Origin of the sequence: Arthrobacter stackebrandtii, from assembly GCF_017876675.1 — a bacterium.
Classification (GTDB): Bacteria; Actinomycetota; Actinomycetes; order Actinomycetales; family Micrococcaceae; genus Specibacter; species Specibacter stackebrandtii.
Genome location: NZ_JAGIOI010000001.1, coordinates 231430 through 247693, shown reverse-complemented (window position 1 = coordinate 247693; position 16264 = coordinate 231430). Strand labels below are relative to the sequence as shown.

Below are 16264 nucleotides of genomic sequence, written 5' to 3'. Positions count from 1 at the left end.
GGGCATGGCGGTTCCACGGCGGTGCCGGGATGTGGTGCAGGTGCGGCGGGGTCAGTGGCGGATGATGGCCCAGCGGTACGTTTGTCCTGCAGTTCCTGTGCCGGTGCTGCGGTCCAGGGTGCGTACCTCCAGGATGTTGGGCCCGTCGGCCAGAATAAGTGTGCAGGTGCCGTCCGCTTCAGGGACGAGCCCGGCGTCGTTGTAGTTCACGAACAACGCCGTGTCCGGCGCTGCGGCCTGCAGCGTGGCGGTGACCTGCCCGGTTCCTGCCGGGACATGTGCCAGCCACGCCTGCGTTGAGCCGGGCGCACCGAATTCCACGCCCGTCCACCGGGGTTCGAGCAGCGCAGCCGGCCGGCCGGCCGCGTCGGCACCGCCTGCCCAAGTGGCGAAACCCCCGCCGGCGCCCACCCCGGAACCCGCGGCGGAAACGCAGTCAGGGCGCCCGGCAGCCTCCGCCGGGCGCCCGCCCCGGCTGGGAGCCTCCGCCAGCACCCGGGTGGTGACGCCGTCGTCCGAGCCGTTGACCTCCGCGGCCGGCATCCCGTCCACCGTGGCGCACACATTGAAACCCGGCGCGTAGCTGTTGCCCGAGAGTGTAATGCCGTGGCTGGCGGAGAACTCGAACAGTTCCTGGGGCTCCGCTGGAGCCTCCCCGGCGAAGGGTGCCCAGCGGCCCACCTCGTTGTTGGTGAAGGACAGCTCCGCCACGGATGCGCCGCGCAGCACCGAGCCGCCCGGCACCAGCCTGAAGCGGTTGGCATCGATGCTGATGTTGCTGTGCACCGTGCGGACGGGCTCGGATTCGGTGTTGGTGGGGTCGAACCAGATGGCCGCCCAACCCCGTGCAGGCCGGTCAAAAACGTTGTTGCGGATGGTCGCGTTCGTGACGCCGCTGGATTCATACCAGTAGTCGGCGTCCGCGGAAATGTAGATGCTGGCCATGCCCATCTGGTCAAAATGGTTGCGCTCGATCAACACGGGGCGGGGCGTGGTGACCAGGATTCCCCGGGTGGGCGTGGACTTGAAGGTGTTGCCGGCGATGTACACCTCCGGCGTGTACGTCAGGTTTTCGGCCACGAAGGCGTCCGCCGCGAGGCCCTCCGGCAGCTCCCGGTCCACCGTGACCCGCATGCGCTCAAGGTCGCGGCTCCCGTCCCGGCCGTTGGGGCCCTCGACGGCGGTCACGCGGTAGTCTTCGGCGCCGTCGGAGAGCATGGTGGCGCGCCTGACGAAGCGCAGCTGGTCGCCGGGGTAGAACTGCGGGAAGCCGGCGGTGTCCTGTTCCATGTACTTCAGGGTCACAGTGCGGGAAGCGCGGTCGATGTGCTCCACCTGGACGTAGGTGCCGTGGATGTTGATGGGGTCGTCGTGCGGGTTGTCGAAGAGGCAGTTGGTGATCTGCGCCTTGCCGCCGACACCGGAGAGTTGGACGAAGTCGGCCAGGCCGGCCGTCTGGCGCCATGAACCGGCCTTGGCGCGCAGCGTGATCCGGTCCAGTGAGATGTCCTTGCTGAGCTGGCCGACGATGCCGAAGCCGTGCAGGTAGTGCAGGGCCAGGTTCTTCAGCTCCACGCGTTCGGATTCCCAGATGAAGCCGCCCGGGGTGTCGCGCGGGCGCTGGCGCAGTTCGTAGACGGACCCGGCGCCGCCCGGGTCTTGGGGGGAGCCGTAGCTGATGCGAATCACGTTGTTGCCCAGGTCTGCAACGGCGCTGGATCCCTCCCAGAGGGGCAGCGGCGAGCGCAGGGTCAGGCCGCTGGCGAGGTCCCGGACCTGGTTCTGCCATTCGTCGGCCACCTCCGGACCGTGCGACCAGTAGGGTTCGCCCGTGGCCGGGCTGCTCTCGCCGTGGAAAGTTGCCGTGGCACCGTGGATGGTGGCGGTGGTGCCGGCAGGCAGCTTGAGGTCGCGGTAGCCGCGGACGTCCGCCACTCCCGTGGCAAGGACGGTCAGGTCCAGCACCAGCGGGGCATGCCAGTCGGTGGACAGGTTCTGGATGGTGACATCGGTGGAACGGATGACGGCCCATTGGGTGGCGCGGCCGTGGAAAATCAGGGTCGAGCCCATGCCATCCACGATGACGTCGTGCATGTCCTCGAGCAGGACAGCGATGTTTTTGACCTTGAATTCCGGGAACCGGCCCACCGTGTTGGACACATAAAGCTCGCGCTTGGGCATGGACTCCGGGTAAAGGGTGTAGCGGCCTCGTGGGAACACGATGGTGGCGGGGCCGCCCAGCCCGCGGGCATGCACGACGGCGGCATGGACTGCCGCTGCGGAGTCCCGGGCCCCGGTGGGGTCGGCGCCGAAACTGGTCACATCCACCACGGTTCGCTCCGCCGCGTGGACGGGGAGCGCCGCCGGGTCCTGGCGGGAGGGCACGCCGGAATAAAAGCCCACGGTGTCGGGACCCAACTGCGCTGCCGACAGGGGCGCGTGGCCGGACCAGGGGGTTGTGGCGGACGTGGCGTTCGTGGTGGTGCCCATGCATGTCTCCAAACAGGTGGTTCGAGTTGCCTGACAGCTTATGCGGGATAAGTGGTCGAAACAATCAGGTTTGATCGATTTTCAGTGTAACCGCACGTGCCATGCGTGATTGAAGGGGGTGTGTAGTGACGAAAGTAGATACATAAAAAACAGAACCGATCAGATTCTTGCATATGTGGCTCAGGTCGCTTATCTTTGTTAAACGGTTAACGTGCCGTCAGTCACATGATGGCCTGCAAGGGTGCAGTGTGGTTGGCGGCCCGTGAAAAAAGAGGAGAGTCCATGAGTCAGATGCAACAGGAGTTGGAAGAAGAACTCGCTGTCACTGCAGCCGCCCCGGAGAAGCCAAAGGGCCGCAAGGCCCGGGCACGGGCCAAGAAGGGAGCGTTGCCCTTGATGCACGACGGCATCCCTGTCCGCCAAGTGAGCTGGCAGGCGCGCATGCGCAAGGACAAGCAAATGCTCATCATGATGATTCCGGGTGTGCTGTTCCTGGCACTGTTCTTCTACATCCCGATTCTGGGCAACGTCATTGCCTTCCAGGACTACCAGCCCTTCCTCGGCATCAGCGGAAGCGACTGGGTGGGCATGCAGAACTTCGTGGACCTGTACTTCAACCCGGACTTCTGGGTGGCCTTCCGCAACACGATCGTCCTGGCGGTGTGGCAGCTGCTCTTCTTCTTCCCGGTCCCGCTTGCCCTGGCCCTCGTGGTCGACTCGCTCATCAGCACCAAGATCCGGCGCTGGTTCCAGTCACTGGTCTACCTGCCGCACTTCCTTTCCTGGGTCCTGGTCATTGCCCTGTTCCAGCAGGTGCTCGGCGGTGCCGGCCTGGTCAACAACATGCTGCGTGACTTCGGCCTGGACACCATTCCGTTCATGACCAACCCCGACACCTTCCCGCTGCTGGCCACAATCCAGTTGATCTGGAAGGAATGCGGCTGGGCCATGATCATCTTCCTCGCCTCGCTGGCAGCCATTGACGGCTCGCTGTACGAGGCGGCTGCGGCCGACGGTGCCGGGCGCTGGCGCCGCATGTGGCACATCACCCTCCCGGGCCTGCGGTCCATCATCGTGCTGCTGCTCATCCTGCGCATCGGCGACATCCTCTCCGTCGGCTTCGAACAGTTCCTGCTCCAGCACGACGCCGTTGGCGCCGGGGCAGCGGAAGTCATCGACACCTTCACCTACTTTGCCGGCGTCGTCGGCGGTGGCTGGAGCATTGGTGCGGCCGCCGGCCTGGCCAAGGGCGTGGTTGCCGCACTGCTGATCTGGGGTGCCAACTCGTTGGCGCACCGAATGGGTGAACCCGGCATCTTCCAGAAGAAGGTCAGCTAGTCCGGCCCGCCGGATACTGGCTGAAACAAGGAGAGAAACATGGCAACAACACTTACTTCCTCGCGAAAGGCAGCCCGCCGCGCAGCGGGGCTGACCTTCGACTCCGGGCGCCCTGCATGGAAAGAACCCGCCTCCCCGCTGTACAGCACCATCAAGGCGATCATCATCGGTGCGATCACGCTGACCATCGTCATCCCGATCCTGCTGGTGGTGTCCACCTCCCTGGCCGATGACAAGCAGCTGATCGCCGCGGGCGGCTACGTCCTGTGGCCCACCAACCCCACCTTTGCCGCCTACGAGGCGATCTTCAGCGGCGAATTCATGTTCCGGGCCCTGGGCGTCAGCGCCGTCATCACCGCGGTGGGCACCTTCCTGGCCCTGTTCACCACCATCACCATGGCCTACGCCACGAGCCGCCCTGTGCTGTTCGGCCGCCCTGTCCTGCTGCTGGTCCTGTTCACCCTGCTCTTCGCCCCCGGCCTGATCCCCATGTTCCTCATGGTCAAGCAGCTGGGCCTGCTGAACACGTTGTGGTCGCTGATCCTGCCCAGCGTCTTTGCGGCGTTCAACTTTGTGGTGATGCGCTCCTTCTTCATGAACATCCCCACCGAGTTGATTGAAGCGGCCCGGATCGACGGCGCCAGCGACTTCATGATCCTGCGCAAGGTGGTGCTGCCGCTGTCCAAGGCCGTGATCGCCGTGGTGGGCCTGTTCTACGCGGTGGGATTCTGGAACGCCTTCTTCAACGCCATGCTGTACATCAACGACCAGACGCTGTACCCGGTGCAGCTGGTGCTGCGCAACTACGTGGTCCAGGGCGGTTCCATGGCCGAGGCAATCGGCGTGGCCACAAATCCGCCGCCGCAGTCCATGCAGATGGCCATTGTGGTCGTCGCGCTGGTGCCCATCCTGGTGGTCTACCCCTTCCTGCAAAAACACTTCAACAAGGGTGTCATCACCGGTGCCGTCAAGGGCTGAGCCCACCACTTGTTGCACATCAAAAACCAATCAAAAAACACGAAAGAGGAAAGACATGAAACGAGCTGTCAACGGAGCCGGGGTTTCACGCCGCAACTTCCTGGGACTGGCCGGCGCATCAGTCGCAGCCATCGCCCTGACAGGGACGCTGTCCGCCTGCAGCGGCGGATCGGACTCCAAGGGTGGCGGCGGTGCAGCAGCCTCCAAGGCCGTTGTTCTGCCCACCTACAAGGAATTCACCGGCGTCACCGCAGACTTGCCCGGAAACGCTGAGGGCCTGGAGCCCGGCTTCCTGAACATGCCCACCCCCGTGGCCTCCACCAAGGCCAAGCCGCTCACCGGCCCGATCAGCGTGCTGTCGGAAACCTTCGAGGTCATGGCGCCGGCCATGCCGGACAACCCCTTCTGGCAGCGCCTGAACACGGCCCTGGGCGGGGAATTCAACATGCAGATCGTGGAAGACATTGGAGACGGCTACCCGGCCAAGTTCGCCACCATCCTGGCCGGCGGGGACCTGCCGGACCTGATGTGGATTCCGCCGAACCAGGGCATCCCGAACGTGGGCCCCATGCTGGAGGCAAAGTTCCAGGACCTGACCCCGTACCTTTCGGGCGATGCCGTCCTTGACTACCCCAACCTGGCCGCGCTGAAGCCGGACTCCTGGCGCACCGCCGTCGTCAATGGCAAGATTTGGGGCGCCCCCATCCCCAGCACCCCCTTCGGCCAGGTGATGATTGGCACCGCAGGCACCTGGGAGAAGGTGGGCGGACTGAACGCCAAGGACGCCGACGAGTTCTTCGAAAAGGCCAAGGAGCTGACCAACCCGTCCAAGAAGCAGTACGCGCTGGAGCCGGCCTACATCAACGTCCTGCACATGATCACCGAATGGCTCGGCGCCCCCAACGCCTGGGCCGTGAACAAGGACCGCTCCCTTACACACCTGTACGAAACGGACCAGTACACGGCCGGTGTGGAATACGCCGCAAAGCTGTTCGCCGCCGGCGCCTTCTACCCCGATGTGAACGTCACCAACACCAAGTCCCTGATCCTCAACGGCACCCTGGGCGCCGTGGTGACTGCCGGACCGCGCGACATTCGCGGCTACAGCGCCATCGACAAGGACGCGAAGATGGAAATCCTGGTGCCCTTCAGCTTCGACGGCAAGATCACCCCCACCTACGACATGGGCTACGGCACGGTTGGGTACACCGCGTTCAAGAAGACGGACGAGAAGCGCATCAAGGAACAGCTGGAACTCATCAACTGGCTCTCAGCACCGTTCGGCACTGTGGAATACCTGCAGAAGAACTTCGGCTGGGAAGGCGACGACTTCACGTTCGACGGCGACGGGAACCCGATCCTGACCGAGGCAGGCCAGAAGAACCTCCCCGGCGTGGTCAGTGCCCTGAACATCATGTCCAGCCCCGAATCCGTGGTCTTCAGCCCCGGCTTCCCGGAAGTCACCAAGTACATCCACGAGACGGAAAAGAAGCTGCTGGAAAACGCCTGGCGCAACCCCACCAACGGCAGCTACTCGGACACCAACGCCAAGGTGGGCCCGAAGATCACCAAGATCGTCCGTGACAAGACCATTGACATCATCACCGGGCGGGCCAAGATCACCGAGCTGGCCGACGTCGTCAAGCGTTGGAAGTCCGAGGGCGGCGACAAGATCCGTGCCGAGTACGAAGCGGACCTGAACCCGGATGCACCCGTGTTCACGCTCCAGCCCGTGTCGAAGTCCTAGCACCGGCGTAACAATCGGGGCCGGGCCGGCACACAGAGCCGTGCCAGCCCGGCCCCGGACAACCCCACCGTAAGATAAACACTCCACCGAAAGGACACTGCCGGACATGATGCGACCAACCATCAAAAACGTGGCGGCTGAAGCCGGAGTGTCCACGGCCACCGTTTCCTACGTGCTGGCCGGGCGGACCAAGGGCAAAGGCTCTGGCATCTCCATCGAGACCAGCCGCCGCGTCCACGAAGCAGCCCACAAGCTTGGCTACCGCCCCAACCAGGCCGCCCGGACCATCCGGACCGGCCGCTCCAACCTCATGATGCTGTCCCTGACCATGCTCTCAGACCCCTGGTCGCTCTCGGTGTCGAAGGCAGTGGGCGCCGCCGTCTCGGCGGAAGGCATCACCCCGATGATCCTGGCGGACACCGACTGGCGCAAGGCCATTCCGCGCCAGGGTGCCGACGTCATCTTCATTGACGACGCCGCACAGGCGGGCGACGCCGAGCTGCTGGCAGAACTCTCGCGCAGCAACTCCCTGGTGGTGTTCAGCGAAACCCTGGAACCCAACGGTTTTGACGTGATCCGGTCCATGGCGGGACCGTCCCTGGACCTGGCTATGGACCATCTCACGGCCCGCCACCGGCGGATCGCCGTGCTGACCACCAAGTCCAGCCTGGGCGCGAAGAGCCCGGCCCGCCTGGAAGCCTACCGCGACGGCATGAAACGGGCGGGGCTACCGGAACTTGTGGCAGCCTTTGACGGCGACGAACTCAACGCCTACGCGGCAGCCGTCGAACTGCTCAGCCGCCCCGATCCGCCAACAGCCATTTTTGCCATCTCCGATTACGCCGCCATTGCCGCCATCCACGCGGCGCAGCGGTTGCGGCTGTCCGTGCCGGACGACCTTGAAGTGATCGGTGTCGGCAACACCACCCAGGGCGAGGTCATGACCCCGTCCCTGAGCAGCGTGGGACCCGTCGGCTTCTTCACCCGCCTGGCGGACGTCCTGGTGGAGCGGGCCCTGAACCCCCACGCCCCCCACCGTGCAGTGGATTTCCCGTGGCAGGTGCTGCTGCGTGATTCATCCCCCGAATTTTCCCAAGATTTGCAAGACCCTAAGAGAGAAGTGAAGAAGTGACTGAATTGTTGGAGTCCGCGGCAGGCACTGGCGCTCCGGTGCGGGACATGCGTGTTGGCATTGTTGGTTTTGGTTTGCGTGCGTCGTTGTGGAAGCAGGTGCACCGTCCGGGTGAGGGTTCGGAGGTGGTGGTGGTGTGTGACCTCTCGGAGCGTGGGCGTGCTGATGCTGCGGAGCGGATTCCGTCGGCGGCGATCACCTCGAGCCTGGATGAGCTGTTGGGTGCGGGGCTGGATGCGGTGTTGGTGTTGACCCCTGACAACCGCCATGCCGAGGTGGCTGTGCGGACGTTGAAGGCGGGGATCCCGACCTTTTGTGAGAAGCCTTTGGATGTCACCCTTGAGGCGGCGGATGCGATCCTCACGACGGCGTTTGAGACCGGGACCCGCCTGTATGTTGGCCACAACATGCGGCACATGCCGGTGGTGGTGCAGATGCGTGAGTTGATCCAGTCCGGTGCGATTGGTGAGGTGAAGGCTGTGTGGTGCCGGCACTTTGTGGGCAATGGTGGCGATTACTACTTCAAGGATTGGCATGCGGAGCGTGCGAATACGACGTCGTTGTTGTTGCAGAAGGGTGCGCATGACATTGATGTGATCCATTGGCTTTCGGGCGGGTATTCGCGCCGGGTGTCGGCGATTGGTGATTTGGCCGTGTACGGGGATGTCGCGAGCCGGCGGGACAATTCGGATCGGCGGATGTGGGATTGGTTCTCGTTGGAGAACTGGCCGCCGACCGAGCAGGTGGATTTGAATCCGGTCATTGATGTGGAGGACATTTCGATGATGCAGATGGTTTTGGACAATGGTGCGTTGGCGTCGTACCAGCAGTGCCACTTCACGCCGGATTACTGGCGGAACTATACGGTCATTGGCACGAGGGGGCGGATTGAGAACTTTGGTGACGGCCCGGGTGATTTCATTCATGTGTGGAACACGCGTTCGCAGGGTGGTTTTGTGGAGCCGGATGTGAAGGTGGAGATCCGTGATGGGGAGGGTGGCCATGGTGGTGCCGATCCGTTGTTGATTGCCGAGTTCCTGCGTTTTGCGCGGGAGGGCGGGGCGACGGACACGTCCCCGGTTGCGGCGCGTGAGGCGGTTGCTGCCGGTGTCCTGGCGGCGCAGTCGCTGCGTAGTGGTGGTGGCACGGTTGAGGTCCCGGCGTTGCCGGATGAGCTGATCGAGTACTTCAACAACGGCCAGCAACGCTAACAAACAGCCGACGGGGCCGGCCAGCGCGCGATCTGACCACACAGGCGCCGCTGCGCCGGGACCCGGCCGTCCGCCGTCGTCCATCAGCAGGAAAAGGGTTGCTATTCTCGAACGATGCCCAAGTTGACACAGAAAGCAGTCTGCTACGTGGTCCAGGAAGGCCACCTGCTGGTCTTTACCCACCTGGAGCACCCCATGCACATCACTGGCGTCCAGGTCCCGGCCGGCACGGTTGGCCCGGACGAGTCGGCGTCGGAGGCGGCGGTGCGTGAGCTGTTTGAGGAGACCGGGCTTCACGGCACCGTGGTCCGCGAGCTGGGCACGGCGGATTACGATGTGCGGCCCATGCGGGATGAGATCGCCAGGCGGCACTTCGTGGAACTGGCGGTCCCGCCGCAGGACGTGTCGCACCGCTGGATTGCGGGGGAGCCTGACCCATCACAAGGAGGTTCCCGGGAGGCTTGGGAGTGCTGGTGGCTGCCGGTGGAACAGGCCCACGTGCTTGCCGCCGGGCTCGGTTCCCAGCTGTGGCGGCTCGCACGGGTGTAGGCGCGCCGGGCGCGAGTCCACGGGGTTTCCCGCAGCCTGTGGCCGTACATTTGACCAATGACTGGATTCCGTTGGCGCCATTCGGTGCGTGCACTTGTCCTGACTCCCGAGGGGCAGCTGCTGTTGGGGCGGCACCGAATTGCCACCGGCTTCATTTGGGCTGCGCCGGGTGGCGGAATCGAAGCTGGCGAGACCCGGCACGAGGCGTTGCGGCGTGAACTTCGGGAAGAAACCGGACTGCTCCTTGGTGATTCGGCACGGCCTCGGCACCTTTGGCACCAGGAGATCGTGGACGGCTCGATCACGGCCGGCTTTGACGGGGTGGTCAACGATTATTTCCTCGTTGAAACGGAGCATTTTGTGGCCCGCGGGCTCTGGCCACATGAGGTGCTGCTCGAAGAGGGGCTGGACGGATTCGCTTGGTGGACGCTCGCTGAAATTGAGAACGCCAAGCCCACTGAAGTGTTTGGGCCCCGCAACCTTGCCGAACTTTTCCCGACCATGACGCAGCGGCACCATGCCGACGAGCCCCTGCGCATCGGGCCTTAGCGCGTCGCGTGGCCCGGACCGGGAAACAGGCGGTTCGGGCCGCCGCTGCATGTGGTTGGATGGCTGGATGCATTCAAACAAGAGCGCCGGGCCCCCGGTCCGGCTGTGCACCGCAGGGGACATGCCAACCGCTGACCAGGTCGAGGCACTGTACGCCGCAGCGTCCGGACCCCCGCCGCTGTCCGAACCGGCCGGGGTCGCCGCGATTTTCGCAGGACTCTACGGCTCCAACAGGGACCGGCCGGATGTTGTGGCGGCGGCAGCCCATCTCGACGGCGAACTGGTGGGTTTCGCGTACGGCCACCCCTGGCACTGGGGCCGGGAAGACGACCCCTGGTCGCAGCTGCTGCGCGACCGCCTCGGGGACGACGCTGCGGCGCTCATTGAGAATTCTTTTTCAGTGGTGCTGCTTGCCGTCCATCCTGACGCAGGGCGGCGCGGTGTCGGCGCCGGACTGCTTGAGGCGCTCATGGTGGGCTCGGGGTCCCGCACCCACTGGCTGCAAACCACGGACATCGATTCTCCCGCCCGGCGCCTGTACCTGCGCCACGGGTACGAGGAACTGGGCCACGGCCCGGATGCGCCGAACTGGAAGCCGGGGCTGGTGCTCATCCACACCGGGGCATGACCGTCTCCGGTGTGCGGCATCCCGGCCTTGTCCCCGTGGCAGGGCGCCGGCGTCCACACGCCAGACTTTTCGACTGTGCCCACCGAACTGCCATACCAGCCGCTTGCGATTGACCAGTCCGCCGTGCGCTACGCCCATGGGCCCGACTCCGTTCCCCGGCAGGATGTTCCTGCCGGGCGCACCATCGAATTTGAGTGGAACCACAGCGCGGCTTGTCCGGGCACGCACCGGAAGAAGTCCGCGGGCCGCATCCGGCGCCAGCTAGCCTCCCGCCAGCACGGCCATGACCTCCTGCAGCGCCTGCGCCACGACCTGCACCGACGCCCGCTTCAGGTTTTCCGGACGCACCAGCAAATCGATCCGGCGCTCGGTGTTGATTCCGGCGAGCGGGCGCAGCACCACGCCGTCGTTCAGCGCCGGGCTTGAGGTGTAGCGCGGCAGCAGCCCGATCACGTCGCCCGTGGACACGAGCGCCGCAACGGTCGAGTAGTCGTTGATCCGGTGGACCACGTCAACCGGCCGGCTCGCCATGGCACCCACCGCCACCAGGACGTCGGCGGGGGAGTAGCCGCTGCGGCTGCTGACCCAGGGAAAGCTGACGACGTCGGACGCCTGCAGGGAGTGCCGGCCCGCCAGTGGGTGGTCCACCGCCATGGCCACGTCCAGCGGCTCGTGGGCGAGGGGAATGACGCGCACCCGCTCCTCCGGCCAGGCGGGGCTGTGGTCCATGCGGTGGGCGAGCACCAGGTCGTAGCGGGCGGTCAGCGCCGGGAAGTCGTGCTGCGCCACGTCCTCGTCCGAAAACTTGACCCTCGGCACAGCCGCCGGGGCGGCAGAACCCGGCCCTCCGGCGTCGTCCGCGGAAACGGCGGCCGGCCCCGGCGCGGCCAGCCGCCGGACCAGCGGGGCAAACAGGGCCTGCCCGGCGCTGTGGAAACCGCTGAGCGTGACAGTGCCGCCGGCGTCGTGCTGGTAGGCGCCGATCGCCGCCTGTGCCGCGGCCATGGCGTCGATGACCTGCGCGCCGGCGGCCGCGAGCACCTGCCCGGCCTCCGTCAGCACCAGGTTCCGGCCGTCCTTGCGGGTCAGCGGCGCGCCCACCTGGCGCTGCAGCGCGGAGATGTGCTGGGAGACGGCGGAGGGGGTGACGGAGAGGGTGTCGGCCACGGCCTTGATGCTGCCGAGCTCGCCCAGTTCACGCAGCATGTGCAGTTGGTGGAGTTCCATCCACCCAGCATAGCTAAGCAATTGCTTAACCGACGATGGAGAAATTGTCGATTGTGCTAAACGGTTTCAGCGGCTCTAATGGAATTCAAGGCCTGCCAAGGGCCAGCGACCCACAATGAAGAGGAATCGACGCCCATGAAAGCCCTGTACAAGTCCGGCCCGCACGCAGGTTTCGAACTCGTTGACCGTCCCGAGCCGGTGGCCGGCCCGCGAGATGTCAAGATCAAGGTCCACACCACAGGGCTCTGCGGCACCGACCTGCACATCCAGGAATGGGATGCCTGGGCCGCCTCCATGATCCAGACGCCGCTGATTGCCGGCCACGAGTTCTACGGCGAAATCGTGGAAATCGGCTCCGACGTCCAGAGCGTCAAGGTGGGCGACAAGGTCTCCGGCGAAGGCCACGTGGTCTGCGGACTCTGCCGCAACTGCCGCGCAGGACGGCGCCACATGTGCATCAACACCGTCTCCGTGGGCGTCCAGCGCGATGGCGCCTTCGCCGAGTATGTGGTCATCCCCGAATCCAACGTCTGGGTCCACACCGACCCCTCCATCACCCCCGAACTGGGCGCCATCTTCGACCCGCTGGGCAACGCCGTCCACACTGCACTGAGCTTCGACCTCATCGGCGAGGACGTCCTCATCACGGGCGCCGGCCCCATCGGCCTCATGGCGATCGCCGTGGCCCGCCACGCCGGAGCCCGCAAGATCGCCATCACCGACGTCTCCGAACCGCGCCTGGCAATGGCCGAGGCCATGGGCGTGGACCTCGCCGTCAACGTCGCCACCACGCGCCTGAAGGAAGCCCAGCAGCAGCTCGGCATGCGCGAGGGATTCGACGTCGGCATGGAAATGTCTGGCCATCCCACCGCCCTGCCTGAAATGATCGACAACATGAACCACGGCGGCCGCATCGCCATGTTGGGCCTGCCCAGCGAATCGATCGACATCAACTGGGGCAAGGTCGTCACCCACATGCTCACGCTGAAGGGCATTTACGGACGGGAAATGTATGAAACCTGGTACGCCATGAGTGCCATGCTCTCCTCCAACCCGGTCCTGCGCAAGGCCGTCTCCTCCGTGGTCACCGACGTCCTGCCCGCCACCGAATGGGAGCAGGCCTTTGCGACCGCCCGCGCCGGCACCGGCGGCAAGATCGTCCTCGACTGGTCCGTCTTCTCCTAGCGCACTGCCGGCTGCCGGCGCCTGCCCGGCCGCCCACTTTGTCTTATGGTCGACGGCGGGAGGCACCTTCCGCCGTCGACCTCCTCCCAGCCTCCCCACCAACCAAAGGAACCGCACATGTTTTCATCCATGAAGGACCAGCTTGCGGCCGAACTGGCCGAAATTAACACAGCCGGGCTTTTTAAGACCGAGCGCCAGATCACCACGGCGCAGTCCAGCCACATCCAGGCAGGCCCGCTCGACGGCGCCACCGCCCCCGTGCTGAACTTCTGCGCCAACAACTACCTGGGCCTGGCCAACCACCCGGACATCATCGGCGCCGCCAAGTCGGCCCTGGACAGCCACGGCTTCGGCATGGCCAGCGTCCGCTTCATCTGCGGCACCCAGGACCTCCACCTGGAACTGGAGGCGGCCGTCTCCAAATTCCTGGGCACCGAGGACACCATTCTCTTTTCCTCGTGCTTCGACGCGAACGGCGGCGTCTTCGAGTCGCTGTTTGGCGCCGAGGATGCCATCATCTCCGACTCCCTGAACCACGCCTCCATCATTGACGGCATCCGCCTCTCCAAGGCAGCACGCTTCCGCTACGCCAACCAGGACATGGCCGACCTTGAGGCCCAGCTGCAGGCCGCCGCGGCACTCAACGACGGCGCCGGCGCCCGCCGCACCATCATCGTCACCGACGGCGTGTTCTCCATGGACGGCTTCCTCGCCCCGCTCGAGGCCATCTGCGACCTTGCCGAGAAGTACGACGCCCTGGTCATGGTGGACGACTCCCACGCCGTGGGCTTCATGGGCGCCACCGGCGCCGGCACCCCCGAGCACGCAGGCGTCTCCGACCGCATCGACATCTACACCGGCACCTTCGGCAAGGCACTCGGCGGCGCCTCCGGCGGCTACGTCTCCGGCCGCGGCGAAATTGTCGCCATGCTGCGCCAGAAGGCGCGCCCCTACCTGTTCTCCAACTCGCTCGCCCCCGCAATCGTTGCGGCAACGCTGAAGGCGCTGGAACTCGTGGCCGGGTCCGCGGAGCTGCGTGGCAGGCTGTTCGAGAACGCGGCACTGTTCCGCAGCCGCATGGAGGAGGAGGGCTTCACGCTGCTGCCCGGCGAGCACGCCATCGTGCCCGTCATGTTCGGCGACGCCGTCGAGGCGGCCCGCGTGGCCGACTCCATGCTGGATCACGGCGTCTACGTCACGGCCTTCAGCTTCCCCGTGGTGCCGCGCGGCGAGGCGCGCATCCGCGTCCAGCTCTCGGCAGCACACAGCGCAGCCGACGTCGAGGCCTGCGTCCAGGCCTTCATTGCCGCCCGCGCCGCGTAATTAGGGCCCACCGAGCCTGAAACGCGGACTCATGCGCACCACTCGCGGCGGGTGGTGCGTATGAGTGCAGGATCAGCTGTGGCTGAGGATCGCTTGCATCCCATGGCAGGATGAAACCATGACTTATGGCTGGGACATCCGCGCACGCGTGCAATTTGAAGGCGACGCCCACGTCGTCGAGGACAGCTGCGGCTTCAACGGCCCCAACGCCTGGATCATCGACGGCGCCACCACGCTGCTGGAGCCGCTCGGCCTGCCCGCGGCATCGGATCCGCAGTGGTTGGCGCAGCAGCTGTCCGTCATCCTGGGGTCGGCCCCGGCAGATCCCGCCCGAACCGGAGTCCGCTCAGTCCTGGCCGGCGCGCTGGCCGCCATCGACGCGCTCGGGACCCCGCTGGCCGGTGCCGAGCGTGTCCGCTTCCCCAGCGCGGCCATTTCCGTGGCGCAGCTGAACGCCGACGGCGTGGAGGTCGCCAGCCTCGCCGACTGCACCGTTGTGGTCCGGACGGCCGACGGCGCCACCCGCCTCGTGCGCGCGGGCGACGCCGATGCCGGGGTGCCTTCGCCTGCAGGGCCGCCATCGCCGGCCGGACCCGCAGGTACCCCGGCTCCTGGGCCGTCATCGCCGGCCGGGACTTCGGCCCCGACCCGCCGCGAGCTGCTCATCCGCGACCGCGAACTACGCAATACCCCCGGCCGCCTCTGGGTCGCCCGCAGGGAACCGGAGGCCGCCGACCACGCCCGCGTGGTGCAGCTTGGCCGGCCAGAAGTCATGGTGATGGCCACCGACGGGGCCTGGCGCGCCGTCGACCTCAGCATTGTCAGCGGGCCGGAGGAATTCCTGGCACGTACTTCCACCACCCTGGACGCGCTGGCCCTGCTGCACGAACTCCGCCTGCACCAGGCCCGCATCGGCGAGGTGGCCGACGACGCCACCATCCTCACGCTCGCCCCGCACGTCCGGTGAGCGCCATGCCCCCAACCAGCCACCGCATCACCTGGGCGCAGCTGCCGCCGGAGGTTCGCGCCGGTGTTGAGCAGCAGCTGGGGGAGCCCGTGGTGGAGGCGGTCTCCCAGCCCGGCGGCTATTCGCCCGGATCGGCGGACCGCGTGCGCCTCGCCTCGGGCCGCCGCGCCTTCGTGAAGGCCGTCAGTGCCGACGTCAATGCCACCTCCGTCGAGCTGCACCGCCGCGAGGCCGCCATTTCCGCCGCCCTCCCGCCCGGCGTCCCGGCACCGAAAATTCTCGGCATGTACGACGACGGCACCTGGGTCGCGCTGGCCCTCGCCGATGTTGCGGGCCGGCACCCGCACGAACCGTGGGAGGATGCGGAGCTGTTGGCGGTATTCGACGCCCTGGCCGCCATGGCGGCGCTGCCCCTTCCTGCGGACCTGGGGCTGCCACGCCACGAGGAATCTCTTGGCGGCGCATTCCGTGGGTGGGAAAAACTTGCCCGGCGCCCCTTGGAGGGCCTGGACTCCTGGGCCGCCGGGCACCTTGGGGAGCTGGCCGCGATGGCCCGCACGGGCGCAGACGCGCTGGTTGGGGAATCACTGGTCCACGGTGACCTGCGGGCCGACAACATCCTGCTCACCGGGCAAGGCGCAGTCCTGGTCGACTGGCCGTGGGCCGACGTCGGCGTGTCATGGTCGGATGCCCTGGCCGTGCTCATCGATGCTAATTCGAAGGCGCCAAACACCGGCGTAGGCCGCTGGCTGGGGGAGCATCCGGTGTTCGCCGGGGCCACCGAAGCCGCCGTCAACGGTGTCCTTGCCGGTTACGCGGGCTACTTCCTGGACATGGCCCGCCGTCCGGCGCCTCCCGGCATCCCCACCTTGCGGACAGCCCAGCGGCACAATGGCGATGCCGTCCTCGGCTGGCTCAAGCAGCGCCTGGGCAGCTGAGC

The 16264-nt window shown here is 66.2% G+C and carries 14 protein-coding genes; 12 read left to right on the top strand and 2 right to left on the bottom strand.

The window, feature by feature from the left end; translation table 11 throughout:
- Positions 1-51 precede the first annotated feature (51 nt).
- Entirely contained in the window at positions 52-2490 is a 2439-nt protein-coding gene (locus JOF48_RS01110; protein ID WP_209676527.1) for a glycosyl hydrolase family 28-related protein, read from the bottom strand.
- Positions 2491-2886: 396 nt separating this feature from the next.
- Between JOF48_RS01110 and JOF48_RS01105 the strand changes: the two genes are divergently transcribed.
- The 8 genes from JOF48_RS01105 (at position 2887) to JOF48_RS01070 (ending at position 10622) form a co-directional block, all read left to right on the top strand.
- Positions 2887-3828, top strand: a complete 942-nt coding sequence (locus tag JOF48_RS01105; protein WP_209683983.1) for an ABC transporter permease — start codon at positions 2887-2889, stop codon at positions 3826-3828.
- A 39-nt stretch (positions 3829-3867) separates the two neighbouring features.
- Positions 3868-4806 (top strand): carbohydrate ABC transporter permease, encoded by a 939-nt coding sequence (locus tag JOF48_RS01100; RefSeq protein WP_209676525.1) that lies wholly within the window; start codon positions 3868-3870, stop codon positions 4804-4806.
- Positions 4807-4861: 55 nt separating this feature from the next.
- The gene (locus JOF48_RS01095) at positions 4862-6553 is read left to right on the top strand and encodes a substrate-binding domain-containing protein (RefSeq protein WP_209676523.1); all 1692 of its coding nucleotides are present in this window, start codon (positions 4862-4864) and stop codon (positions 6551-6553) included.
- A gap of 106 nt (positions 6554-6659) precedes the next feature.
- Positions 6660-7685, top strand: coding sequence for a LacI family DNA-binding transcriptional regulator (locus tag JOF48_RS01090; protein ID WP_209676521.1), 1026 nt, complete (start codon positions 6660-6662; stop codon positions 7683-7685).
- Positions 7686-7732: 47 nt separating this feature from the next.
- A complete protein-coding gene (locus tag JOF48_RS01085) occupies positions 7733-8896 on the top strand; it encodes a Gfo/Idh/MocA family protein (RefSeq protein WP_209683982.1) in 1164 nt (387 codons plus the stop codon).
- 123 nt (positions 8897-9019) lie between these two features.
- Complete coding sequence (locus JOF48_RS01080; RefSeq protein WP_425353693.1) at positions 9020-9445, top strand: NUDIX domain-containing protein; 426 nt, start codon at positions 9020-9022, stop codon at positions 9443-9445.
- Positions 9446-9502: 57 nt separating this feature from the next.
- On the top strand, positions 9503-9994 hold the full coding sequence (locus tag JOF48_RS01075; RefSeq protein WP_209676517.1) for an NUDIX domain-containing protein: 492 nt from the start codon (positions 9503-9505) through the stop codon (positions 9992-9994).
- Between the two features lie 67 nt (positions 9995-10061).
- On the top strand, positions 10062-10622 hold the full coding sequence (locus tag JOF48_RS01070; protein WP_209676515.1) for a GNAT family N-acetyltransferase: 561 nt from the start codon (positions 10062-10064) through the stop codon (positions 10620-10622).
- Between the two features lie 261 nt (positions 10623-10883).
- On the opposite strand, the gene JOF48_RS01065 is transcribed toward JOF48_RS01070, so the two are convergent.
- A complete protein-coding gene (locus JOF48_RS01065; protein ID WP_209676513.1) occupies positions 10884-11849 on the bottom strand; it encodes a LysR family transcriptional regulator in 966 nt (321 codons plus the stop codon).
- 135 nt (positions 11850-11984) lie between these two features.
- On the opposite strand from JOF48_RS01065, the gene tdh reads away from it, so the two are divergent.
- The 4 genes from tdh to JOF48_RS01045 all read left to right on the top strand — a co-directional run bounded on the left by tdh (position 11985) and on the right by JOF48_RS01045 (position 16262).
- Complete coding sequence (gene tdh, locus JOF48_RS01060; protein WP_209676511.1) at positions 11985-13034, top strand: L-threonine 3-dehydrogenase; 1050 nt, start codon at positions 11985-11987, stop codon at positions 13032-13034.
- A 117-nt stretch (positions 13035-13151) separates the two neighbouring features.
- Positions 13152-14357 carry a glycine C-acetyltransferase gene (locus tag JOF48_RS01055; protein ID WP_209676509.1) on the top strand — a complete coding sequence of 402 codons (1206 nt, stop codon included), beginning with the start codon at positions 13152-13154 and terminating at the stop codon, positions 14355-14357.
- A 118-nt stretch (positions 14358-14475) separates the two neighbouring features.
- Positions 14476-15324, top strand: coding sequence for a hypothetical protein (locus JOF48_RS01050; protein WP_209676507.1), 849 nt, complete (start codon positions 14476-14478; stop codon positions 15322-15324).
- Positions 15325-15329: 5 nt separating this feature from the next.
- A complete protein-coding gene (locus JOF48_RS01045; protein ID WP_209676505.1) occupies positions 15330-16262 on the top strand; it encodes a phosphotransferase in 933 nt (310 codons plus the stop codon).
- Positions 16263-16264 lie beyond the last annotated feature (2 nt).